Source organism: Eggerthella sp. 1_3_56FAA, from assembly GCF_000185625.1.
Lineage (GTDB): Bacteria > Actinomycetota > Coriobacteriia > Coriobacteriales > Eggerthellaceae > Eggerthella > Eggerthella lenta.
The window spans coordinates 310,141-332,723 of sequence record NZ_GL622581.1 but is presented as its reverse complement, the minus strand read 5'-3'; the positions used below and the strand labels follow the sequence as shown (position 1 = coordinate 332,723).

Here is a 22,583-nt window from a genome sequence, read left to right as displayed (position 1 = left end):
CATGAAGTGCGCAATAATAGGCTGCGGGCGCATAGCGCTCAACCACGTCAAGGCCGTCCGCGCGAACGGATTCGAGCTCGCGGCGCTCTGCGACACCGCCTCCGGCAAGGCCGAGGGCCTGCTCGAGCGGGCGGAGTGGGACGGCCCGGCACCGAGGATCTACGGCGGCCACGGCGAGATGCTCGCGGCGGAGCCGGACCTGGACATCGCGGCCGTCGCCACCGAGAGCGGCGAGCACGCGCGCATCGCGCTGGACTGCATCGACGCGGGCGTCAACGCGATAATCGAGAAGCCCGTCGCGATGTCGATGGCCGACGCCGACGAGATCGTGCGGCGCGCCGAGGAGCGCGGCGTGAAGGTATCGGCCTGCCACCAGAACCGCTTCAACGTCGCCGTGCGCCACGTCCGCCGAGCCGTGGAGGAGGGCCGCTTCGGGCGCATGTCCCACGGATCGGTCCACGTGAGGTGGAACCGGGACAGGGGCTACTACGGCCAGGCCCCCTGGAGGGGCACCTGGGCCCAGGACGGCGGCTGCCTCATGAACCAGTGCATCCACGGCGTCGACCTGCTGCGCTGGATGATGGGCGGCGAGGTGGTCTCGGTCTACGCCCAGACCCGGCAGCGCTTCCACGACTACCTGGAGGCCGAGGACGTGGGCGTGGCGGTGCTCACGTTCGCGGACGGGTCGGTGGCCACCGTGGAGGGCACCTCCAACGTGTTCCCGAGAAACCTCGAGGAGACGCTGTACCTGTTCGGCGAGTCCGGCACGGCCAAGCTCGGCGGGACCTCGACCAACGAGATCGACGTTTGGGATTTTGCCGACGAGCGCGAGGGCGACGATGGGATGGCGGGGCTCAAGGAGCCCACCTCCAACGTCTACGGCAACGGCCACGCCCTGCTCTACGCCGACGTGGCCGACGCGATCGAGAACGACCGCGCGCCCTACGTGGACGCGAGGGCCGGCCGCGACGCTCTGGAGGTGGTGCTCGCCATCTACAAGAGCCAGAGGACGGGCCTTCCCGTGGAGCTGCCGCTGGAAGATTTCGCGAGCACGGACATGGAAGGGGAGTTCTAGGCATGCCTTCATGTGCTCAGATGCCTTTCACTCACAGCGCTTACAGGAACATGCTTCAGATCCTGAAAGAACGGGGGTACGGGTTCTGCGGGTACGGCGATTGGGGAGGTGTTGGGAAGCCTGTCATTTTGCGGCACGACATCGACTTCGATCCGATCGCAGCGCTCGCGATGGCCGAGCTCGAATCGAGCGAGGGCGTCCGATCGACGTATTTCGTGCTCTTGCGAACGGATTTCTACAACCCTCTAGAGCGCGGAAACGTCGAGAGGCTTCGAGAGATCGCGAGGCTCGGCCACGACATCGGGCTCCATTACGACGAAACGCAGTACGAGGACGGCGACGACGCGATCGCCGCGATCCAACGCGAGGCGGACACGCTGGGGGGCGCCCTCGGCCTGCCCATCGAATGCGTTTCCATGCACCGTCCGAGCAAGGCGTCGCTCGAAGCGCAGTGGAGCATCCCCGGCATCGTCAACAGCTATTCGAGCGAGTTCTTCCAGGGCTTCGAATACGCTTCGGACAGCCGGAGGCGGTGGCGCAAGCCCATTTTGGACATGATCGAGTCCGGGAAGTATCCGCGCCTGCATATCTTGACCCATCCGTTCTGGTACGGCGGGACGGAGGCCTCGCTCGAGGAATCTCTACGGCGGTTCATAGAAAGGGCGGGCGCCGATCGCCTGGGCAGCCTCGATCGCAACTTTACCGGGCTCGACTCCGTGCTCGGCCCTGCGGACGTCCTTTCCGCCCGCCTCGCTTCCCTGCGCAATGAGCGGTTTGGGACTGAAAGGCTCGTCTTGCGTCCCTTGCGGCTGGAGGATGCTGCCGACATGTTCGAATACACGTCGGACCCCGAGATAAGCAGATTCCTGAATTGGGCACCCCATGGCGAACCCGGGGAGGCGCGGGATTGGATAGCCTCCAAGCTCGCCCGACCGGAGCCGGACGACCTGCTGCTCGGCATAGAGCTCCGCGAGCCTCGCAAGCTCATCGGCACCGTGCGCGCCTACCGCTTCGATGCCGCCGCCTGCTCCTGCGAGGTGTCTTACGCGCTCAACTCCGCCTTCCAGGGCTGCGGCTACATGGGAGAAGCTCTGGGAAAGCTCGCCGACATCTGCTTCGACGAGGTGCGCGTGGGCAGGATTGTCGCCCGCATCGACGAGGAGAACGCCGCCTCGGCGCACGTTGCCCGCCGCCTGGGCATGAAGCGCGTCCGTGACGGGGACTTCGTGGTTCCGATCAAGGGCGAGGAGCGGATCCAGCACACCTACGTTCTCGGAAGGAGGCCGTGATGAAGACCGTCGCCATGCATCAGCCCCATTATTTCCCGTGGCTCGGCTATCTAGACAAGATGGCGAAAGCAGACGAGTTCGTCGTGCTCGACGAGGTGCAGTTCGAAGACGGCTCCCCTATGTCGAGGAACAGGTTCCTCCAGGTCGATGGAGAGGCGAAGCTCCTGTCCTTGAGCGTGGAAAAGAAGGGCTACCTTGAAAAACCGACCAGGGATGTGCGACTTTCCAATTGGCCGAAGACAAGGAAAAAGCACCGTGGCTTTATCGATTGCAACTATAGGAAAACCCCCTATTTCGACGAGGTGATGCCCCTTGTGGCGAAGGTGCTCGAAGCTGACTGCGACACCCTTCTCGATCTGGACATGGCGAGCATCGAGATGCTGCGATCCGCTTACGGCATAGAAACCCCCTTGGTGCTGCAAAGCTCGTTGCCATACGATATCGAAGCCAAGAACAACGATCTGGTCCTGGGCCTCTGCAGGGTTTGCGGGGCCGACGTGTACCTCTCGGGTCGCGGTGCGCGAGCGTACATGGACGACCGGTCGTTCGCTGAAAAGGGAATCGCCGTGCGCTATCAGGAGTTTTCCTATCCCGAGTACCCGCAATATCGGCAGAGCGGGTTCGTCCCCAATCTTTCAGCGCTCGATCCGCTCTTCCAGTGCGGAATCGACGGCGCCCGGAGGATGTTCAACGAGAACATGCGCAAGGAGATGATCCCATGACGGCTCCTTACGTGCACGAGAGCTCTTATGCTGACGAGGGCGTGGCAATCGGTGACGACACGAAGGTTTGGCACTTCTGCCACATCCAATCGGGTGCCTCCATCGGCCGAGGATGCTCTCTCGGCCAGAACGTTTACGTGGGCGCGAACGCGAAGATCGGCGACGGGGTCAAGATCCAGAACAACGTCTCGGTTTACGAAGGAGTGGAGTTGGGGGACCACGTGTTCTGCGGCCCCTCCTGCGTGTTCACGAACGATCTGACGCCGAGGGCGAAATACCCCAAGGGCGGCGATGGGTACAAGAGGACGGTCGTCCGCCGAGGCGCGTCGATCGGGGCGAACGCGACGATCGTCTGCGGCCACGAAATAGGCGCGTGGGCGATGGTCGGCTCGGGCGCCGTGGTCACCTCGGACGTCCCGCCGCATGCGCTCGTGCTGGGCGTTCCGGCGCGGCAGCGCGGATGGGCGTGCGAATGCGGAGCGGTCCTTTCGGAGGACCTGGCGTGCAGCGCCTGCGGGAGGACGTACGCGCAGAGCGACGAGGGGCTGAAAGAGGTGCAGCATGGAGTTTCGTGACCTGAACGCCCAGTATCAGGCGCTCAAGGGCGGCATCAACGCGGGCATCGCCCGCGTGCTCGAGCACGGCCGCTACATCGGCGGCCCGGAGGTCGCCGAGCTCGAGGCGCGCCTCGCCGCCTACGTCGGCGCCAGGCACTGCATAACCTGCGCCAACGGCACGGACGCCTTGCAGCTCGCGCTCATGGCGTGGGGCGTCGGGCCGGGCGACGCGGTGTTCGTCCCCGACTTCACGTTCTTCGCAAGCGGCGAAGCTCCCGCGCTGCTCGGTGCGATGCCGGTGTTCGTCGACGTGGACGAGCGTACGTTCAACCTCGATCCCGCCAAACTCGAGGAGGCGGTGCGGTTCGTCGAGGACGGGACGGACCTCGCACCCAGGGTCGTCGTGGCCGTCGACCTGTTCGGTCTGCCGGCGGACTACACGGCGATACGCGAGGTGTGCGAGCGGCACCGGATGCTCCTGCTCGAGGACGGCGCGCAGGGCTTCGGCGGGTCGATCGGGAGCCGGATGGCCTGCTCGTTCGGCGACGTCTCCACCACGAGCTTCTTCCCGGCCAAGCCGCTGGGCTGCTACGGCGACGGCGGCGCGGTGTTCACCGACAACGACGAGTGGGCGGAGCTGGTCCGCAGCTACGCCGTGCACGGAAAAGGGTCGATGAAGTACGACAACGTGCGCGTGGGCGTGAACAGCCGCCTCGACACCGTGCAGGCGGCGGTGCTGCTTGCGAAGCTCGACGCGTTCGAAGGCGAGCTGGACGCCGTGGGCGGGGCGGCGGCCCTCTACTTCGGGGCCCTCGCCGGAAGCGGCCTCGCCCTGCCGGAGGCCCCCGAGGGCTTCCGCAGCTCGTGGGCTCAGTACACCGTGCGGCTGCCCGAGGGCCTCGACCGCGACGCCCTGCAGGCCGCCCTCAAGGAGCGGGGCGTCCCGACGATGGTCTACTACCCCAAGCCCATGCACGGGCAGGGGGCGTTCGAGGGCGCGTGCCTGTGCCCCGACGGCTGCCCCGTGACGGAGCGGCTGTGCGAGACGGTGCTGAGCCTGCCGATGGGGCCGTATATGATCTCGGAAGACGTATCGGTCGTGGCGGATTCCCTCGTCACCGTTTTTGGGTAGACGATGTCGATACGCGACACATTGGCGGTGCAAGCGAAGAATCTTCTGAACAGGGGGTTCTTTCATATACTGGGCTCAACCCTTACGAACAAGCTGATCGTGTTCGCTTCGAATATCCTCATAGTGAGATTCTTGACGCAAGACGAATACGGCGTCTTCTCCTACGCCAACAGCATATATTCGATCGTTCTTCTTTTTACGGGGCTTGGACTGATAAGCGGTTTGTTGCAGTTTAGCTCAGAAAAAAGACCGGTCGAAGAGAAGTTCGAAATACAAAGGTACGTGTTGACGGTCGGGCTATTCATAGATGCGGTCATAATGATGCTTCTTGTTTTTGTCGGATATGGAGCAGGGCTTTCAATTGCAGGCTCGGGGCATTGCTTAGCAATGCTTGCTCCCTTGATTCCTCTGGATTACTTTTTCCAGTACGCAAGCAGCATACTGCGTTCAAGGAAACTCAATAAAGAATACTCCATGTTGCTGAACGTCAATACGATTGGATATACGGGGCTGAGCTGTGTCGGAGCCTTTGCGGCGGGTGTGCCGGGAGTGATCAGTGGTAGGTACGCCGCCTACGCTATCACTATTTCTGTCGCTGTAATTCTATTGAAGGGCGTCGGCTTCCCCCTTCGATCCACTAAGTTCCTCTCTTCAAAGAAAGCGGTCGACTTATGGAAGTTTTCGCTTCCGACGGGGATATCGAGCGTGTTCAACTCGGTAGTGTACCTCTTGGATGTGCTTATGGTGGGTATTATCGTAGCGAGTTCGATCGACGTGGCGTGTTACAAGGTCGCTACGATGCTCCCGGAAGGTTTTCTTTTCATTCCGCAGTGCATCGTCATATTCGCCTTGCCTTATTTTGCTGAACACCGTTTGGATTCAGTATGGTTCTCGAAACATGCTAGAGTGCTTCTTTTTGGGAGTCTTGTTCCTATGGCTGTCATTGCGGTCGTTCTCTTCATTTGGGCGCCGGACATTATCAAATTGCTATGGGGGGAGGAGTATGTTGATGCGGCTACGGCATTTCGAATAATTTCTTTGAGCCTGATTGTATCCCCGTTGCGAACCGTAAGCGTCAATCTCCTAGCTTGTCTTCATCGTGTTCGCTTCAATCTTGTTGTTTCGGTTGTATCTCTGGCTGCGAACGTCGCTCTGATCGTCCCCCTAACGTTTGCTTTCGGCATTGTTGGTGCGGCGTTGGCTACCGTTTCGACAACGGTTCTCGTATCGCTGCTTTCTTTGAGAGGCTTGCGCTCCTCTCTCAAAGAAAGCGATAAGTAATTGAAAGCTTGGTGATTGTGCGTGAATTTGTCTCTAAAACTGGGGAGTTATCGTGGGTTTTTTTGGGAACAGGTTGGATCAGCTTGGGTGATCGGCTGTCTTCACCGAATAGAAAAGGAAACCCTTGCTGCTGTCGCATCTCGATGCGGCAATGCCGTATCTTTGGAAACGGATCTACTCGATTTCTTAGAGAAACAATGCTGCTTCTTTTCAATAGTGATCGATTCTGAGGAGTCGGTTTACTTAGCTGTCGACCACCTGGGGTCCTTCCCTTTGTTCTTTTCGGTTGATCGTATTTCCGGCACTATAGTAGTGAGCGACGATGCCCCTAGTTGTTCTAAAAGCAAAATGATTGATGATTTAGGACTGCTTGAATATCAATGTACTTACGTCACCTACGGGGGAAGGACTCTTTGGGAGGATGTCCGAGAGGTTAACGAGGGGACGTATGTGAGGATTGACAAGAAAATCGGGAGTGTCGAAGAGCGCAGATATTGGGAATTCAAAAGAGCATTTCCATCTTCCTCCGCCAGTCTTGATCAAGTTGAGGATGTCGTACGGCCTGTTTTTCGGGATGTTATCAGGTTTCTTGATGGTAGGACGGCTGTGATTCCCATTACGAGCGGGTTGGATAGCAGGACGATAGCAGCATGCTTGAAAGCGGCTGATTACGAGCGAGTTCTGACTTTCTCGATAGGAGCGCGCGATAGCGAGGATGTTATGATCGGGAAGAGAGTCGCGAGCAATCTCGGTTTTCCATGGGAGCATGTTGAAATTACGGGCGAGATGTGGCGCGAAAGATTCGCTTCCGATCGATATCGGGAAGCTTTACGCTATAGCATTTTAGGAGGACGCATAAACCATATATTAATGGCATTTGCGCTCGACATTCTTAAAGGGAGGGGGGCGTTGCCGGACGATGCCGTTTTTTTGCCGGGGCATGCTGGTTCTATTATGGGAGGGGAGTTGAAATGCTCTCCTGTCTTTAAAAGAGCGATCTCGAAGGCGCGGCTCGTTGCGAATTCGTGTCTTGTCGAATGCCGAATCGACTTGCCGTCGGGCGTACGACGCAATCGACTCGAAAGCGTAATTGCTGATTTGATTGACCTTCCCGAAGGAGGGTATTCCTACAAAGATTGCGCTGCGGCTGCCGACACGATTCACACGATAGGGTATATCAATAAGTTCATTGTGAACGATGTGAGAAACTACGAATTTGCGAACTATGAATGGTATCTCCCACTGTTGGACAGGAGATGGTGTGATTTCTGGATGAATGTCTCGTTCGAGGACGCATGGCGTAAAGAATTGATCAGGCGTTTTGTAAATGAAGGGACGGCGCAATTCGGTCTTTTTTACGAAAAGGGTGATGCGCCTGTAGTTACGCTGCGCAACATTGTTAAATCCCATGCTCATTTGATTTCCGCAGTGAGACGAATCAAGGGGTGCATATGTCGTTCTCCCGCTCGGCGAAACGCCTATTTCAGTGCCTATGGCCAATTGGAATTTAAGTCGGTCTTAAAGAAAAATAGATATGCGATGGAGCTTCCCAATGCGAAGGTAATGGATGATAGCTTGGCTGTCGTTCTGGAAGACGGTCTGCTCCAGACGTAGGTCTCCGCTCTTCTTTGTAGGTTGAAGGTCAAATGAGTCGAACAATGAAGCGCAGATGCAATCAAAGCCAAAAGAAGCTAACTTGACCATTTCGTATGACGAAGACGATGCAATGCTGAAGGTATGGAAGATGTATCGAGGATTTGGTTTGCGTCGTTGTGAGAAAGGCTTGAGGTAGTGGAAGTAAAAAAGGGTGGACTGGAGGAAGATCACCAGTCGTCAAGCCTAAAGGAAAAGATTGTTAATCGCAAGAAGCCAATTCATCTGTTTATCCTTAACGGAATTGATGCCTTTTTCGTATTCGGGTTTGTCAAAGTATTTGGGATACTCGCTTATGATCGAAAATTTCTTTCCGGAAAGCAATTCGAGCATTTTTGGTCACCAGGATGGCGTTGGGCCTTCAACGGAATGATTAGGAAATTGCTCACTGGCCACGGCCGTGGGATTCCGTGGCCTATCGGCCGATCATGCGATTGCGGTAGAAATGTTGACTTTCACATTGATGATTTGAACAATTTTAACGGAACCGCGCTTTTTCAGACTTTCGGTAACGCCCGAATCAGAGTCGGAAGAGGGGTTTGGATAGCGAGAGGATGTTCTCTCATCACCGCGAATCACGATTTAGCGGATCCCGACGTTCACGCCGAGCCGCAAAACATTGATCTTGGAGATCATTGTTGGTTGGGAGCGAACGTCGTTATCACTCCCGGTGTCGTATTGGGACCCCATACGGTTGTTGGCGCAAACGCTGTTGTGACGAAAGGTTTTCCCGAAGGGCACTGCGTTTTAGGCGGAGTTCCCGCGAAGGTTATCAAGCGTCTTGACAACACTCTCGAGAAAGAGGCAGATCGATGAGTTGCAGAAGCGGAAGACGTTGTGCTGAAAAGCCTAGAGAGCGGATTGCTCATTGTCTTTCGCTTGTCTTGAACATCGTTCTCATCGTGGGGATTTTGATTTTCGGGGCGATCAAGGTCGCTCCTAAGGTTGGGGGGGGGGTATGATTATCGCGCCAATCACTATTACTACGATTTCACTTCTCAGTTTGATCAAGTCGTTCGAATCGACAAAGCCGATATCTGCTTTGTCGGCGATAGCTTGACGCAACTCGGGCTCTGGAGTGAGTTCTTTCCTGGTTGCACGGTTATCAATAGGGGAATTGGAAGCGATGTTTCCGAAGGGGTGCTCAATCGTCTGGATTCCGTATCGGATTGCCGCCCAGATATTGTATTCCTTATGATCGGCGTAAACGACTTGGCAACGGGCGTTCCTGAAGCCACGACGGTTGCCAATGTCAAAAAGATCGTCGAATCGCTTTTGGTTAGCCTGCCTGACACGACGATAGTGATACAGAGCGTATTGCCAGCGGAAGACGTCGACGAAGTCGCGATCCTCCGGCTTAACGAGAGCTATGAAGAGATTGCTTCCGAATACGTCTCCGTTGAATACTTGAATCTCCATCCTTTGTTTCTTGTTGATGGAGAGCGCAACGCCGATCTTTATTCAGCCGATGGGGTTCACCTTGTAGGTGCCGGATATGAAACATGGTTGAATGCGTTGCTCGATTGCCCTGCGATAGAATGAGGTTAGATGCAGTAGATGTGAAGATGCCTCGCTCCAATAATGAAAACAGAAGCATGTTTCTGGTAAGGTCATCTCTCGCAACTTGAGGTATTCTCTTAATCATGAGTATCTGCTTCTTTGCAACATGAACTAGTCCGGTATAAGAGCATCTAGAAGAAGCGAGCAAGGTTTTAAAGAATCGAATTTACGTCTTTTATAGCAGCTGCTGGCGAACTACGCGGACGTGTCCCAGAACATAATGGGGGCCGTCGTGGACGCGAACCGCACGCGCAAGGACTTCGTGGCCGACGAGGTGCTGGCGAGAGTGGCGGGCGTCAAGAGCCCGGTCGTGGGGGTCTACCGTCTCACCACGAAGACCGGCTCGGACAACTTCCGCGCCTCTTCCGTGCAGGGGATCATGAAGCGCGTGAAAGCGAAGGGCGTGTGCGTGGTCGTGTACGAGCCGACGCTCGACGCCCCCGACTTCTTCGGCAGCGAGGTCGTTCGCGACCTGACTTCGTTCAAGGAGCGCTGCGATCTCGTCGTGGCCAACCGTTGGAGCGACGAGCTGTCCGACATTGCCGGCAAGATGTACACGCGCGACTTGTTCAGACGGGATTAGATCCGGTCTTCCGACTCTCGCGACTACCTGATTTTTCGCTTGCATTATGCAATTTACATGCGTATTGCATGATCATCATGACTAGGTCTATCAGCTTTCCAAAAACCTCCTCACGACCTTGTTGAACTCCTCGGGGTTCCCCGCAGCCACGAAATGATCCCCCTCCACGAAGGCCAGCCTCGCGCCTGGAATGCTGCTCGCGATCAACCTGGTGTGCTCCTTCTTGATCATGTCCCTCGCTCCGGCCACCACCAGCGTCGGCACCCTCAGCTCGGCTAGCTCCTCCGGGGCGATGTTCGGGTCGTTCACCATGAGGCTCAGCATTTCGGCTTTGCGGTGCGCGCGGACGCTCCAGCGCGCGAAGAGCGACGCCGCCCCGTAGCCCGCCACGATGGGCAGCTGCACCGACGGCTTCACTCCGCTGCCGTCCAGGTTCGCCCCATTCAGCACGAGCTTTCCCACGCGCTCGGGGTGCGCGAGCGCGAACACCAGCGCGATGTTCCCTCCGTCCGAGAATCCCAGCAGATGCGCGCGCTCGATGCCTTGCCCGTCCATGAACGCCAGCAGGTCGTCGGCGAACTGGCGGATGGTGAAGGGCGCCTCCCCGCGCGGCGAGCGACCGTGCCCGCGCGTGTCGAGCGCGATCACCCGGAAACGCGACGCGAACGCGTCCATCTGATGCTCGAAATACGAGCCGTCCTCGCCGTTGCCGTGCAGCAGGATGAGCGGCTCGCCGGTTCCTTGCTCACGGTAGTGCAGGTCGACGTCCACGCGGACTCCTTTTCTTTCGCCGGGCGGCTCCCATTCTACTCCCTTGCAGTTGCGGAAATCTCCTGCCACGCTGCGGCGACGGGTCGGAATCGGATTGCGGTGGACGCAAAACGGCACCCATGACAATTTCAGCAGCTTAGTCGGGCGGGAGGGGCCATGCTCGATCTTCGCCACCTGGGCTTATGCGATCTGGCTACATGCTGCGATGCATCGGAAGCGCTCCAAGATTGTCATGGGTGCCGTTTTGTGTCCAAATCGTGATTGTCCCAGCTTGGCGCGCGGCTGTGCTACACTTTCGAGCCGATACCACCTGAAAAATGACGAACGAGGAGGCACCGGTGCCCACGGCACGCGAAACCACCGCCGTGGCGGAAGCCGACGGCTTGCGCATCGACGAATCCGAGCGCAAAAGCTGGACCAGCATCGCATTCATCCGCGCGGGCGGCATGTTCAGCGCGCCGACGCTCATGGTGGGCGCGGCGCTGGGGCTGGGGCTCGCGCTCAGCGGCGCGGCGCTGGCCACGCTCGTGGGGTTCGGCTTCATCGTTGCGTATATGTGCTTCGTGTCCATGCAGGCCTCCGACTTGGGGCTTCCCACGGCCTCGCTCGCAGCTCCCGCGCTCGGCCGCACCGGCGCGCGCTACCTCGTGTCGCTCATCGTGGGCGTCGTCACCATCGGCTGGTTCGGCGTGCAGACGGCCGTGTGCGGCGCCTCGCTGGCGCTTATGCTGGCCGACGTGTTCGGCCTGGCCGTGCCCGTGTGGGCGTGCTCGATGGCGCTCGGCGCCCTCATGCTGGCGACGGCGCTCGTGGGTTTCGACGGGCTGAAATGGGTGAGCTCCGTCGCCGCGCCGCTGCTGGTGGCCATCTGCCTGTACGGTGTGGGCGCGTCGGTGGCGCGAACCGGCAGCCTCGACGCGCTGCTGGGGTACGTGCCGCTGCCCGCCGACGCCATCGGCCTCATCGCGGGCGTCAACATGGCGGTGGGGCTGTTCGCGTTCGCGGGCGCCACAGCCGGCGACTTCGCCCGGTTCGCGCGCACGCGCAAGGACGCCGTGCTCTCGTGCATCGTCGGCGTCATCCCCGCAGCGCTCGTGGCGCTGCTGGCCGGCGCGGCGCTGGCCATCGTCACCGGCCAGGGCGACATCGCCGTCATCATGAACTCCATCGGACTGCCCGCGGTAGGCCTCATCGCGCTCGTGCTGTCGGCGTGGACGGTGAACGCGAGCAACGTGTACTCCGCCGGGCTCGGCTTCGCGGTCATGTTGGGGAAGGGCGAGGGCGGCAGCAAGCTGACCACGGCCGTCTCCGGCATCGCGGGCATCGTGCTGGCGGTGGGCGGCATCCTCGGGCAGTTCGAGGCGTTCCTCACCGTGCTGTCGGCTTGCGGCCCCGCGCTGGCCGGCGTGATGGTGGCGGACTACTGGCTGGTGCGCAAGGGCCGCCCGGCGAACGTGCGCGTGCCCGCGGGCGTGTCGGCGGCGGGCGTGGCGGGGCTTGCGTGCGGCATCGCGGTGGCGCTCGTCACGGGCGGCACGTTCGCGCTGGTGTCGGGGCTGGAAGCGCTCGACCTGCCGTTCTTCGTCGGCCCGGTGAACGGCATCGTCGTGGCGATGGCCGCCTACGCGGCAGCCTACCGCCTGACGGGCGGCGAGCGCTTCGCGGGGCCCATCGCGTTCAAGCGACCCGCGGAATCGGCTATCATGAACCAGGTCACACTCGACGCTTCGGAACGCGCACAGGAAGGACAAGCATGAGAAAGATCGGCATCCAGGAAATCGAGGACATCGCGCTGGGCGCGACGCTTCTCGGCGCTGGTGGGGGCGGCGACCCTTACATCGGAAAGCTCACGGCCATCGGCGCCGTGAAAGAATGCGGCGAAGTGGAGCTGATCGGCATCGACGAGGTGCCCGACGGCGCGTTCATCATGCCCGCCGCATCCATGGGCGCACCCACCATCCTCGCCGAGAAGGGCGTGGGCGCCAACGAGTTCGCCAAGCTGTTCGACATGGTGTCGCGCTACTACGGCAAGCCCATCTACGCCACCATGCCCATCGAGGCCGGCGGCGTGAACTCCATGCTGCCCATCGCCGCGGCCGCGCGCCTCGGCATTCCCATGGTGGACGTGGACGGCATGGGCCGCGCGTTCCCCGAGCTGCAGATGGTCACGTTCACCATCGGCGGCGCGTCGGCCACGCCCATGGCGTTCATCGACGAGAAGGGCAACTCCGGCATCCTCGATACCATCACGAACAAGTGGACCGAGGACATCGCCCGCGCCGCCACCATGACCATGGGCGGCACGCTGACGGTCGCGCTGTTCTGCATGGACGTAGACACCTGCAAGCAGTACGGCGTGCACGGCATCGTGACGCGCTCCGAGGAACTGGGCCGCGCCATCCGCACGGCGAAGGACGAGGCGGCTGCGGCCGGCCTCACGCCCGAGGAGTTCTTCTTGAAGTTCACGGGCGGCCACAAGCTGTTCAAGGGCAAGATCTCCGACGTGCTGCGCGAGACGCGCGGGGCGTTCAACTTCGGCCGCGTGGTGCTGGAGGGCATCGGCGAGGACCGCGGCAGCCAGGCGTTCGTCGATTTCCAGAACGAGAACCTCAGCTGCGTGGTGGACGGCCAGATCAAGGCCACCGTGCCCGACCTCATCTGCCTCGTGGACCCCGACACGTTCACGCCCGTTCCCACCGACGCGCTGAAGTACGGCAAGCGCGTGCTGGCCGTGGGCCTGGAGTGCTTCCACCTGTGGCGCACGCAGGCGGGTCTCGACCTCGTGGGGCCGCGCTACTTCGGCATCGATACCGACTATATCCCCGTCGAAGAGCGCAGCGCGCGGAAGGAGGCGTAAGGCCATGTACAAATTGGGCATCGACGTGGGCGGCACCAACACGGACGCCGTTTTGATCGACGAGGACCTGAACGTGGTGGCGGCGGTGAAGAACCCCACGTCGGACGATATCTACACGGGCATCATGGGCGCGGTGGACGCCGTGCTGGCCGACAGCGGCGTGGACCGCGCGCAGATCGCGCAGGCCATGCTGGGCACCACCCAGTGCACGAACGCCATCGTGGAGCGCAAGGGCCTTGCGCCCATCGCCATCCTGCGCATCGGCGCGCCGGCTACCGTGGGCATCCCGCCGATGGTGGACTGGGCCGACGATATCGCTGCGGTGTGCGTGGACTCGCTCATCATCGAGGGCGGTTTCGAGTACGACGGCAAGCGCCTGGCAGAGTTCGACGAGGCCGCGTGCCGCGCGTTCTTCGAGGGCGTGAAAGGCCGCGTGGAGGCCGTGGCCGTGTCCAGCGTGTTCTCCACGGTGCGCAACGACGACGAGCTGCGCGCCGCGACCATCGCGCGCGAGGTGCTGGGCGAGGACGTGCACGTGTCCATCTCCAGCGAGATCGGCTCGATGGGCCTGATCGAGCGCGAGAACGCCACCATCTTGAACGCGGCGCTGTACGACGTGGCGCGCAAGTTCACCGAGGGCTTCGCGGCCAGTCTGGCCGACAAGGGCGTGACGAACGCCGAAGTGTACCTGTCGCAGAACGACGGCACGCTCATGACCATGGAGCATGCGCGCCGCTATCCCATCCTCACCATCGCGTGCGGGCCGACGAACTCCATCCGCGGCGCCAGCTACCTGTCGCGCCGCGACGACGCCATCGTCATCGACGTGGGCGGAACCACTACTGACCTGGGCGTTCTGTCGCACGGCTTCCCGCGCGAGAGCGGCGTGGCGGTGACCATCGGCGGCGTGCGCACGAACTTCCGCATGCCCGACGTGGTGTCCATCGGCCTGGGCGGCGGTTCCATCGTGCGCGTGGCCGATGACGGCAGCGTCACCGTGGGGCCGGATTCGGTGGGCTACGCCATCACCGAGCGCGCGCTGGTGTTCGGCGGCGATACGATGACGGCCACCGACATCGCCGTACGCCTGGGAATGGCTTCGGTGGGGGATGCCTCGCTCGTGGCCGATATCCCGCAGGACGTGGCCGAGCGCGCGATGGCCGTCATGCGCGCGATGGTGGAGGACGCCATCGACGTGATGAAGGTGTCCAGCGATCCTATCGACGTGGTGCTGGTGGGCGGCGGCGCCATCGTGCTGCCGCACGAGCTGGCCGGTACGGCCGAGGTGGACGCGCCCGAGCACGCGGGCTGCGCGAACGCCATCGGCTCGGCCATCTCGAAAGTCAGCGGCGTGTACGAGGCGCTGGTGGACTACGACGTCACGCCGCGCGACGAGGCGCTGGCCGCGGCGCGCGCAGCAGCGGTCGAGGCGGCCGTGGAGGCCGGCGCCGTGCGCGACACCGTGGAGATTATCGACGCCGAAGACGTGCCGCTGGCGTACTACCCGGGCCACACGAACCGCGTGAAGGTGAAAGCCGCGGGCGACCTGGCGTAGCTTCCGGGTTGCAAGAATCGCGCCTTGCCGAGCGCGGCCGTCAACGCGACGGCCGCGCTTCTTTTCCCAGTCGATCCGTTGGCGTTCGCTTGTGTTATCATACGACTAGATGATACTTTGGCAGGAAGGTTGGGGCGCGTGTTCGAGACGTTGCGGGTGAACGATACATCGGGCGTTCCCGTGTGGATCCAAATCCGCAACCACATGATCTTCCTCATCAGGTCAGGGCACTTGAGGCCGGGGGATACGCTGCCTACGGTGCGCGAGCTGGCCATTCAGCTGGGGGTAAACTACAACACCATCCATAAGGTGTATCAGGATCTGGAGACCGACGGGCTGATCTTGTCGGGACGTGGAAAACGCTCGACCATCGCGGAAATCGATCGGGAAGCGCTCAGCCTGCCCGATTCGCCTGTAGACGTGGTGATCGAGGAATTGGTTCGCGTGGTACGGGAGACGGGGGTTTCCCGCGCGGACGCGATGACGCGAATCGAGGAAGCGTTCGCGAAGCTCGAGGATCGATAGGGGAGAGCCATGGGCGAAAAGAAGCCGTACTTCGACGAGTTGGACGACGTGAGCGCCGACGACGTCGTGATTGCGACCGAAGCGCAGTTCGACGAGACGACGACCAGCCGCACGGGTGCGACAGCGCTTCGGTGGGTGCTGACGCTGATCGTGTTCTTCCTGTTCGCAGGCATGGCATGGCTTACATGGTCGCTTGCGCCTGTCGTCGTGGGCGCGTTGGCCAGCGCCGTGCTGTTCAGCTGCATGCACGTGGTGCTGGAGTGGGAGCGTTCGGTGGTCCTGCGCTTCGGCAAGTTCAACCGCGTGGCCGGCCCCGGCCTCATCTTCATGATCCCGCTGGTGGAATACTCGGCGGCTACGGTGGACATGCGCATGCGCTCGACGGCGTTCAAGGCCGAGCACGTGCTGACGGCCGACCTGGTTCCCGTGAACGTGGACGCCGTGCTGTTCTGGACGGTGTGGGATGCCGGGAAGGCGTGCTCGGAGGTGAAGAACTACGTCCGCCTGGTGTACTGGGCGGCGCAGACTACGCTGCGCGACGTGATGGGCGCGGTGAACATCGCCCAGCTGAGCACGCGCCGCGAGCAGATCGACCGCGAAGTGGCCGACATCTTGGAGCGCAAGACGAACGAGTGGGGCATCACCGTGGTGTCGGTGGAGATCCGCGACATCGAGATCCCCGACGAGCTGCAGGAATCGCTGTCGGCCGAGGCGCGCGCCGAGCGCGAGTACAACGCGCGCGTGATACTGGCCGAGGTGGAGAAGGAGATATCGGAGATGTTCGTGGACGCCGCGCGGACCTACGGTCGCGAGGATGCGGCGCTGCAGCTGCGTGCGATGAGCTTCGTCTCCGACAGCGTGCGCGAGAAGGGCGGTCTCGTGGTCATCCCCAGCGCTCTGTCCGAGGCGTTCGAGGGGCTGGAGAACATCGCGAAGAAAGGCTAGCGCGCCGTCTGCGCATCCGTTTGCCAGAAGGGGCTCCGCCGTCGCGGAGCCCCTTTCGCGTGTGCGAGCTCGACGCATGCCGGTTGAACACGGTTCCATCTGTGCCCGGCAACGGTGCCGGGTATCTATACTCGAAAAAGAATCATAAACATGTAAGACAAGTATCACAAATTTGTATGATTTATGATACGATACGGGCGACGGGGGAGGGTCGTATCGTGCAGCGTTCCCGTCAAGGGAGGGGGCGATATTCCGTTCATTACCGTTTTGAAGGCAGAAGGCGAGCAAGCCTTTACGGTGAAAGCGGCGCGCGGGGATTTCCGCGTTGATCCGCACGAAACGAGCGAAAGAAAGGAAGGGGAATGAGAAAGAAGCTGATGGTGGTGACCGCGATGCTGATGGCGGGATCGCTGTTCGCCGCCAGTTGCGCGCAGCAAGGAGCCGCGGAAGGGGAGAGCTCTTCGACCGAGGTTCAATATCAGAACAGCATCGAGGAGGCCGAAGCGTATCTTGACGGGGTGAACGAGCGTCAGGACGAGCTGAACAAGGAGTACGCTCCCGAAATCCGCACCTTGGAAGACGGCACGAAGGTTCAGCGCACGCCGACCGAGTACCAGTGCTACCACTGGAACCGTCCGTACGAAGGCGGCACGTCATACAACAACTACTATCTTGATGCAGACAACCGCGGTTGCGGGGCTTGCCATGAAGATCTCGGCGACGCCCTGGCCAACATGGAGTACAGCCATCCGACCGTCTGGAACGACGCCCTCGGCAGCAAGATCACGGTCGATCAGTGCATGCTCTGCCACAGCGCAGACGACGGCTACGAGATGGGCACCGTCATGCACGGCGTCCACTACGGCGAACGCAACGGCGAGAACTTCGAGGAGCGTGGCGGCAAATGCATCAGCTGCCACAACATGACGGAGAACGAGCAGGGCGCCGAGCTTTGGGACGTGGTCAAGTACGACCATCTTGACGGCATCGTCAAGGTTCCCGACGTCCAGGGCGAGTTCGTGTTCGATCAGGACACCGTCGTGGCCCCCGAGGACATGTTCACCTACGACTGGATTCATTCCCGCTACGACAGCCTGATCCACATCATGGGCAAGAACGTGCTGGATACGGAGCTTCCGAAGGACTTCGTCGACAATTTCGAGATCACCATGGACGGCCTGGTGAACAAGCCGTTCACGGCGAAGCTGGCCGACCTGATCTCCGAAGCCGAGGCGGCCGGGGTCACCGTGACGAAGCTTTCGAAGATCCACTGCGTCGACAACATGCCCGGTGGCGGCGGCATCTCGAACGTCGAGATCACGGGCATCCCGCTGACCTGGCTTATCGAGAAGGCGGGCGGCGCGAGCAAGGACATCACCGGCGTGCTGTTCGATCGTCAGGAGTTCCGCACCAACGGCGCCCAGACGCACAGCAACCGCGGCGTCCCCGAGGCTTCGTTCGAAGACGTGTACCTCGTTTACGAGATCGGCGGCAAGCCGCTCGATCCCAGCCAGGGCAGCCCCTGCATCAACTGGGTCGAGAAGTGCGACGCCCAGTCGTACGTCAAGCAGTGCGTGGGCTACAAGCTGACCGACGAGGAAAAGCCGTGGGAAGACTGGATGATGAACGGTTTCAATTCGTACGGCGAGGGCCCCTACATCAACAAGCCGAATGCGACGGTGCTCAAGGTCCCCGAGGGCATGATCATCGAGACCGGCAAGCCCTTCACCTTCGAGGGATATGCGGACGCCTACGACGAGGCGGTGGTCAAGCTGGAGTTCTCCATGGACAACGGCAAGACCTGGACGCCGTACGACCTGGGCCAGACCGATCCTAGCAAGTGGGTGTACTGGCACTACACGTGGACTCCTGAAAGCGACGGCAGCTACGTGCTAATGGTGCGGGGCACCACCGATACCGGCCTCGTGGGAACCAACATCCAAAAGGTGATGGTGACCGCCAAGAGCAATGTGGAGGGATAGAATGAGATACGCTACTGGGGCAAAGATGCTGGGTTGTACCGTGGTGGGCGCGACCCTTCTGCTGGGAGGCGCGGGCGCTCTGGGAGGGCTCGACATGGCGATGGCCCAAAGCAGCCTGCTTCCCGTCGAGACGATGCAGCGCAACGCGGTGGACTACGACAAGGTTGCGAACGTCTCGGGCGACTTCACCTTCTGCCAGGACGTGGTTACTCCGGCCGACGAGGTGTTCAACCTGTTCGGCACGGCGACCACGGCCCTGTGCGCAAAGCCGGGCTACGCCTTCGATGCGGTCACCCATGAAAGCTATTACCTCAACATCGGCGGCAACGTCGAGAAGGTGTACACGGTGGGTCTCGACGAGATCGAGCGCATGGACTCCAAGATCCAGAAGATGCGCTGCACGTGCGGCATGAGCCCCGCCCTCGCCATGGCCAGCGTCAAGGGCGTCAAGGTGTCCGACATGCTGTCCATGACCGACATCGCCCCCGAGGTGAACACCATCACGTTCAAGGACAAGGACGGCTACGGCCTGCCCATGCCCCTGTCGTACGTGCTGGAGAAGGAAGCGCTGCTGGTGTACCAGATCGACGAGCAGAAGCTGTCCGAGGGCGAGCGCCTGCAGGTGTGGATGCCCGACACCGTGGCCAAGTACTTCACCCGCGCGGTCACCGACATCGAGTTGTCCGTTTCCGACGAGGTGCCCGAGGTGCAGAGCCCGGACGACGAGTACCGCGCCAAAGTGAACATCCTCAGCACGGTCGACGGCGACTTCAAGGTGGGAGACATGGTCTCCTTCGAGGGCTACGCCGACGATTGCGGCGTCAAGGTTGCCTCCGTTGAGTTCTCGATGGACGGAGGGGAGACGTGGACTTCGTTCGACACCTCCTCCTCGAACGCCGAGGACTGGGTGTACTGGCACTTCGACTACGTGGCCGAGACGGCGGGCACCTTCAAGCTCGACGTCCGCGCGGTCACGGAGGACGGCACGGTCTCTCCCCTCGCCTCCAGCGTGGTGTTCGACGTTGAAGCGTAGGCTCGTCGTCACTTCGATCTTGAAAGCGAGTGTTTGAAATGGGAGAACATGTGAGCGTGACGCGCCGCACGCTGTTGCAGGCGTCGGCTGCGGGAACCTGCGCGCTCGTCCTCGGCGGCGTTGCCGCTTCCGGCGGCGAGGCGCATGCCCGCGAGGCCGACCAACGGCAAGACGGCGACGGCGCTGCGTACGGCTTCCTCGTCGCCCTCGCGCGATGCTCCGGATGCGGACGATGCGTCGAGGCGTGCAGGAAGGAAAACGATCTATCCGACGATACCCCTGACAGGAGAACGGTATCTTCGTTCAAGCGCCGAAGAGGGAGGAGCTTCTTCATCTCGACTTCGTGCATGCATTGCGAGGAGCCGAGCTGCATGAGGGTATGCCCGGCCGGTGCCATCTCGAAGGACGCCCATGGGATTGTGAAGGTGAACCCGGACGTATGCATAGGATGCAAGTACTGTTTCCAGGCGTGCCCGTACGAAGTGCCGAAGTACAACTCCGTTTCCATGGACAAATGCGATTGCTGCCAAGGGTCGGGGGTTGCAATAGGGGAGGATCCTTATTGCGTGCGCGCGTGCAAATTCGGCGCCTTGCAATTCGGGCCTTTGGATGAGCTGATGGAGCTTACGAACCATTCCGCGGTTCCCGTCGCGCAAGCGAACGGTCCCTCTTGCCTGGTGCTGGGAACGGAGAAGTAGTATGGAGCTGCAAACGATATGGAGTTGGCAACCCGCCCTGTACCTGTTCTTGGGCGGCATGGGCGCCGGCGCGTTCGTGATGGCGGCGGTGCTGTTCCTGATCGACCGGACGCGTCATCGCCTGATCGTGTGCGTGTCGATGTGGGCTGCGCTAGCCAGCCTTGCGGTGGGTCTGCTGTTGCTGCTTTCCGAGCTCGTCACGCCGCTGCGAGGCCTGTTGATGTGGCAGAGTTTCGGCCACTTCACCTCGTGGATGACCTACGGCGCCTGGGGCGCGTTCGCGGCGATGGCGGTGTTCGCGGTGTCGGCGTTGTTGGCGACGCGTCCGGTGGGCGTGTGGCTGGCGAAGAAGTGGAAGTGGTTCGAGAAGCGGGGCGTCGCGCTGCGGCGGGTGCTCGCGGTGATCGGCATCGTGCTGGGCGCGTTCGTGGCGGTGTACACGGGCATGCTGCTTATGGCGGCCGGCAGCGTTCCTCTGTGGAGCACTCCGTTGCTGCCGGCGCTGTTCACGGTGTCGGCCTTCGATACGGGCGTGGCGTTGGTGGAGCTGGTGGCGCTCGCGCTGTCGAAGAAGGATGCCCTTGCTCCCAAGGCGCGCGTGCTCATGGAGCGGATCGTCGTGGTGCTTGTGCTGGTCGAGATAGCGGTGTTGGCGGCGTTCTTTGCGGTCATGCTGGGAGGCGACGTCCAGACGGCGGTGGGCGCGACGGCTGCGGCTTCTGCGACGCTGCTGCTGACGGGTGATCTCGCAGCCTGCTTTTGGGCTCTGGTGGCAGCATGCGGGTTGGCGATGCCGTTGGCCATGGCCGTGGCGGGGCTTGTGCTACACAAGCGCGGCAAGAAGAAGCCCGGTATGAAGCAGCATGGCGGCGCGCTGATGGCGGCGGGCGCCGTGGGCGCTCTGATAGGCGGGTGCGCGCTTCGCTTCCTGATCCTCGCTGCCGGCATGCATGCCGACCTGGTTGCCGAAACGGTGATGAGCCTGATCGGATAGATGCGAGGACGGCCCTCCCTCGCCGTCTTTCGCAAGCGGGCCGGCAGCCCTTGGCTGCCGGCCCGTGTTTTCGAGGTCGCCCGCTGCTGCAAGGGGGCGGCCTGTTTGGTTTTGCGCGGGGTGTTTGCTTGTGGTAGGGTGGACGGGCGCGCATCGTTCGCGCGGACGAGGTGGAGTTTGCCGGTGAAAGGGGATGGCGGTGGCGCATCGGGTGGGGGAGCCTCTCGAGTTCGACGGGTACGTGGACGATTTCGAGCGCAATGTGTCCGCGATGCAGTTCTCGTTGGATGGCGGTGCAACCTGGACGACCTATCAGACGGCAGGCGCGGTCATCGACAAAGGCGTGAACTGGCATTTCGTGTATCGTCCGGAACGGCCCGGCCGCTATCTGCTGAAGGTGCGCGCGGTCGACGGCGACGGCACGGTATCGGATATCGTCGCGGAATACGCTTTCGAGGTAGAGTCGTGACGGACGCGAGGGCGGGCGCGCCTGCGGGCGCGGGCGCGCCGGGCGTCGCGTCGTTCGGCGGCATCCGCTTGCGCGCCATCGACGGGGGGCCCTTGAGGGCGCGCGCCTGTTCCGGTCGGCTTCGCTTTCGCGCATCACCGAGCACGAGGCGGCGTTCGTCGTGGGCGGTTTGGGCGTTCGCTCTATCTACGACCTGCGTAACCGTTGGGAGGTGGCGTCCAGTCCCGAACCGCGTATCGTCGGCGCTAAAACGCTCGCATTCGAACCTTCCACCGATCGTGGACGTTCGGACGCGTCTCGCCGTCTGGTGGCCGGCGTCATCGGCGAGTACGGCCGTCCGGAAGAGCGCATGATCTGCAATTACCGGCGTTATGCGCGCGAGTTTCCCCTTATGGGAACCGTTCTGCGCACGATGGCCGCGGAACGCCTGCCTGCCCTCGTGCACTGCGAGCACGGCAAAGATCGCACGGGCGTGCTGTGCGCCGTGCTGCAACGCATAGCCGGATGCCCCGAAGACGACATAATGGCTGCGTACCTGGCCACCAACGAGGCGAACGCCGAGACGACGGCCCACGAGACGGCTCAGTTGTCGCAGGGGATGTCGGACGACGAGCGCGCGGTGCTGGCGTCGTTTTTAGAGGCGCGGCCGACGTACTTGCGTGCGTTCTTCGACGAAGTCGAGGGGTGCGTCGGCGGGTTTCCGGCATACGTGCGTGACGCGCTGCGCCTGACGCCCGTTCAAGTTGCGAGCCTCCGCGCGCTGTTGGCTCGCTGAGCGCGGACCGTTGCGGGGCGCCGCGCTCGCACCGGTTCCGCATGAAGCAGGCGCATTCCGGAAAGCGCTCTGGCACAGATCGCATGGTATGCACGATTTCAGGGCATCTTTTCGGGAATGGTTCGAG

The 22,583-nt window shown here is 61.6% G+C and carries 22 protein-coding genes; 21 read left to right on the top strand and 1 reads right to left on the bottom strand.

The annotated features are described in order from the left end of the window. Position 1: 1 nt before the first annotated feature. The 10 genes from HMPREF1023_RS11675 (at position 2) to HMPREF1023_RS11635 (ending at position 9,852) form a co-directional block, all read left to right on the top strand. A complete protein-coding gene (locus tag HMPREF1023_RS11675; protein ID WP_009306530.1) occupies positions 2–1,075 on the top strand; it encodes a Gfo/Idh/MocA family protein in 1,074 nt (357 codons plus the stop codon). Between the two features lie 50 nt (positions 1,076–1,125). Then, positions 1,126–2,364, top strand: a complete 1,239-nt coding sequence (locus tag HMPREF1023_RS11670; protein ID WP_035579036.1) for a GNAT family N-acetyltransferase — start codon at positions 1,126–1,128, stop codon at positions 2,362–2,364. Continuing rightward, positions 2,364–3,086 (top strand): WbqC family protein, encoded by a 723-nt coding sequence (locus HMPREF1023_RS11665; RefSeq protein ID WP_009306526.1) that lies wholly within the window; start codon positions 2,364–2,366, stop codon positions 3,084–3,086. The genes HMPREF1023_RS11670 and HMPREF1023_RS11665 overlap by 1 nt, the downstream gene beginning before the upstream one ends. Beyond that, on the top strand, positions 3,083–3,661 hold the full coding sequence (locus HMPREF1023_RS11660; protein WP_009306525.1) for an acyltransferase: 579 nt from the start codon (positions 3,083–3,085) through the stop codon (positions 3,659–3,661). The genes HMPREF1023_RS11665 and HMPREF1023_RS11660 overlap by 4 nt, the downstream gene beginning before the upstream one ends. Continuing rightward, entirely contained in the window at positions 3,648–4,775 is a 1,128-nt protein-coding gene (locus tag HMPREF1023_RS11655; RefSeq protein WP_009306524.1) for a DegT/DnrJ/EryC1/StrS aminotransferase family protein, read from the top strand. Before HMPREF1023_RS11660 ends, HMPREF1023_RS11655 begins: the two co-directional genes overlap by 14 nt. A 3-nt stretch (positions 4,776–4,778) precedes the next feature. Further along, a complete protein-coding gene (locus HMPREF1023_RS11650) occupies positions 4,779–6,056 on the top strand; it encodes a polysaccharide biosynthesis C-terminal domain-containing protein (protein ID WP_009306523.1) in 1,278 nt (425 codons plus the stop codon). A 21-nt stretch (positions 6,057–6,077) separates the two neighbouring features. Beyond that, on the top strand, positions 6,078–7,670 hold the full coding sequence (locus HMPREF1023_RS11645; protein ID WP_232228718.1) for an asparagine synthase-related protein: 1,593 nt from the start codon (positions 6,078–6,080) through the stop codon (positions 7,668–7,670). 177 nt (positions 7,671–7,847) lie between these two features. Then, a complete protein-coding gene (locus HMPREF1023_RS15285; protein WP_015760073.1) occupies positions 7,848–8,525 on the top strand; it encodes a DapH/DapD/GlmU-related protein in 678 nt (225 codons plus the stop codon). A gap of 129 nt (positions 8,526–8,654) precedes the next feature. After that, positions 8,655–9,251 (top strand): GDSL-type esterase/lipase family protein, encoded by a 597-nt coding sequence (locus HMPREF1023_RS15280; protein ID WP_009306521.1) that lies wholly within the window; start codon positions 8,655–8,657, stop codon positions 9,249–9,251. Between the two features lie 223 nt (positions 9,252–9,474). Then, entirely contained in the window at positions 9,475–9,852 is a 378-nt protein-coding gene (locus tag HMPREF1023_RS11635; RefSeq protein WP_198006018.1) for a UDP binding domain-containing protein, read from the top strand. Between the two features lie 90 nt (positions 9,853–9,942). Here the strand turns inward: HMPREF1023_RS11635 and HMPREF1023_RS11630 are convergent, their stop codons facing one another. Continuing rightward, the gene (locus HMPREF1023_RS11630) at positions 9,943–10,623 is read right to left on the bottom strand and encodes an alpha/beta fold hydrolase (protein WP_009306519.1); all 681 of its coding nucleotides are present in this window, start codon (positions 10,621–10,623) and stop codon (positions 9,943–9,945) included. Positions 10,624–10,961: 338 nt separating this feature from the next. Here HMPREF1023_RS11630 and HMPREF1023_RS11625 point away from each other — a divergent pair, with 338 nt between their 5' ends. The 11 genes from HMPREF1023_RS11625 (at position 10,962) to HMPREF1023_RS16010 (ending at position 22,456) form a co-directional block, all read left to right on the top strand. Further along, positions 10,962–12,380, top strand: a complete 1,419-nt coding sequence (locus tag HMPREF1023_RS11625) for a cytosine permease (RefSeq protein ID WP_009306518.1) — start codon at positions 10,962–10,964, stop codon at positions 12,378–12,380. Next, positions 12,377–13,480: a DUF917 domain-containing protein gene (locus tag HMPREF1023_RS11620; protein WP_009306517.1), complete on the top strand. Its 1,104-nt coding sequence runs from the start codon at positions 12,377–12,379 to the stop codon at positions 13,478–13,480. Before HMPREF1023_RS11625 ends, HMPREF1023_RS11620 begins: the two co-directional genes overlap by 4 nt. Before the next feature lie 4 nt (positions 13,481–13,484). Then, on the top strand, positions 13,485–15,035 hold the full coding sequence (locus HMPREF1023_RS11615; RefSeq protein WP_009306516.1) for a hydantoinase/oxoprolinase family protein: 1,551 nt from the start codon (positions 13,485–13,487) through the stop codon (positions 15,033–15,035). Positions 15,036–15,173: 138 nt separating this feature from the next. After that, on the top strand, positions 15,174–15,560 hold the full coding sequence (locus tag HMPREF1023_RS11610; RefSeq protein WP_009306515.1) for a GntR family transcriptional regulator: 387 nt from the start codon (positions 15,174–15,176) through the stop codon (positions 15,558–15,560). 9 nt (positions 15,561–15,569) lie between these two features. Then, on the top strand, positions 15,570–16,505 hold the full coding sequence (locus tag HMPREF1023_RS11605; protein ID WP_009306514.1) for a slipin family protein: 936 nt from the start codon (positions 15,570–15,572) through the stop codon (positions 16,503–16,505). A 362-nt stretch (positions 16,506–16,867) separates the two neighbouring features. After that, positions 16,868–18,487, top strand: a complete 1,620-nt coding sequence (locus HMPREF1023_RS11600; RefSeq protein ID WP_009306513.1) for a molybdopterin-dependent oxidoreductase — start codon at positions 16,868–16,870, stop codon at positions 18,485–18,487. A 1-nt stretch (position 18,488) separates the two neighbouring features. Continuing rightward, on the top strand, positions 18,489–19,520 hold the full coding sequence (locus tag HMPREF1023_RS11595; protein ID WP_009306512.1) for a molybdopterin-dependent oxidoreductase: 1,032 nt from the start codon (positions 18,489–18,491) through the stop codon (positions 19,518–19,520). Positions 19,521–19,558: 38 nt separating this feature from the next. Continuing rightward, positions 19,559–20,218 (top strand): 4Fe-4S dicluster domain-containing protein, encoded by a 660-nt coding sequence (locus tag HMPREF1023_RS11590; RefSeq protein ID WP_009306511.1) that lies wholly within the window; start codon positions 19,559–19,561, stop codon positions 20,216–20,218. 1 nt (position 20,219) lies between these two features. Further along, on the top strand, positions 20,220–21,212 hold the full coding sequence (gene nrfD / locus HMPREF1023_RS11585; RefSeq protein ID WP_009306510.1) for an NrfD/PsrC family molybdoenzyme membrane anchor subunit: 993 nt from the start codon (positions 20,220–20,222) through the stop codon (positions 21,210–21,212). A 199-nt stretch (positions 21,213–21,411) separates the two neighbouring features. After that, positions 21,412–21,681 (top strand): hypothetical protein, encoded by a 270-nt coding sequence (locus HMPREF1023_RS16015; RefSeq protein WP_009306509.1) that lies wholly within the window; start codon positions 21,412–21,414, stop codon positions 21,679–21,681. Positions 21,682–21,787: 106 nt separating this feature from the next. Beyond that, entirely contained in the window at positions 21,788–22,456 is a 669-nt protein-coding gene (locus HMPREF1023_RS16010) for a tyrosine-protein phosphatase (protein ID WP_369707145.1), read from the top strand. Positions 22,457–22,583: the final 127 nt, after the last annotated feature.

Coding starts and splice junctions, on each gene's coding strand:
- HMPREF1023_RS11620 (WP_009306517.1), top strand. CDS start 12,377: ATGAGAAAGATCGGCATCCAGGAAATCGAGGACATCGCGCTGGGCGCG.
- HMPREF1023_RS11600 (WP_009306513.1), top strand. CDS start 16,868: ATGAGAAAGAAGCTGATGGTGGTGACCGCGATGCTGATGGCGGGATCG.
- HMPREF1023_RS11665 (WP_009306526.1), top strand. CDS start 2,364: ATGAAGACCGTCGCCATGCATCAGCCCCATTATTTCCCGTGGCTCGGC.
- HMPREF1023_RS11615 (WP_009306516.1), top strand. CDS start 13,485: ATGTACAAATTGGGCATCGACGTGGGCGGCACCAACACGGACGCCGTT.
- HMPREF1023_RS11655 (WP_009306524.1), top strand. CDS start 3,648: ATGGAGTTTCGTGACCTGAACGCCCAGTATCAGGCGCTCAAGGGCGGC.
- HMPREF1023_RS11670 (WP_035579036.1), top strand. CDS start 1,126: ATGCTTCAGATCCTGAAAGAACGGGGGTACGGGTTCTGCGGGTACGGC.
- nrfD (WP_009306510.1), top strand. CDS start 20,220: ATGGAGCTGCAAACGATATGGAGTTGGCAACCCGCCCTGTACCTGTTC.
- HMPREF1023_RS11595 (WP_009306512.1), top strand. CDS start 18,489: ATGAGATACGCTACTGGGGCAAAGATGCTGGGTTGTACCGTGGTGGGC.
- HMPREF1023_RS11605 (WP_009306514.1), top strand. CDS start 15,570: ATGGGCGAAAAGAAGCCGTACTTCGACGAGTTGGACGACGTGAGCGCC.
- HMPREF1023_RS11590 (WP_009306511.1), top strand. CDS start 19,559: ATGGGAGAACATGTGAGCGTGACGCGCCGCACGCTGTTGCAGGCGTCG.
- HMPREF1023_RS11650 (WP_009306523.1), top strand. CDS start 4,779: ATGTCGATACGCGACACATTGGCGGTGCAAGCGAAGAATCTTCTGAAC.
- HMPREF1023_RS11675 (WP_009306530.1), top strand. CDS start 2: ATGAAGTGCGCAATAATAGGCTGCGGGCGCATAGCGCTCAACCACGTC.
- HMPREF1023_RS11660 (WP_009306525.1), top strand. CDS start 3,083: ATGACGGCTCCTTACGTGCACGAGAGCTCTTATGCTGACGAGGGCGTG.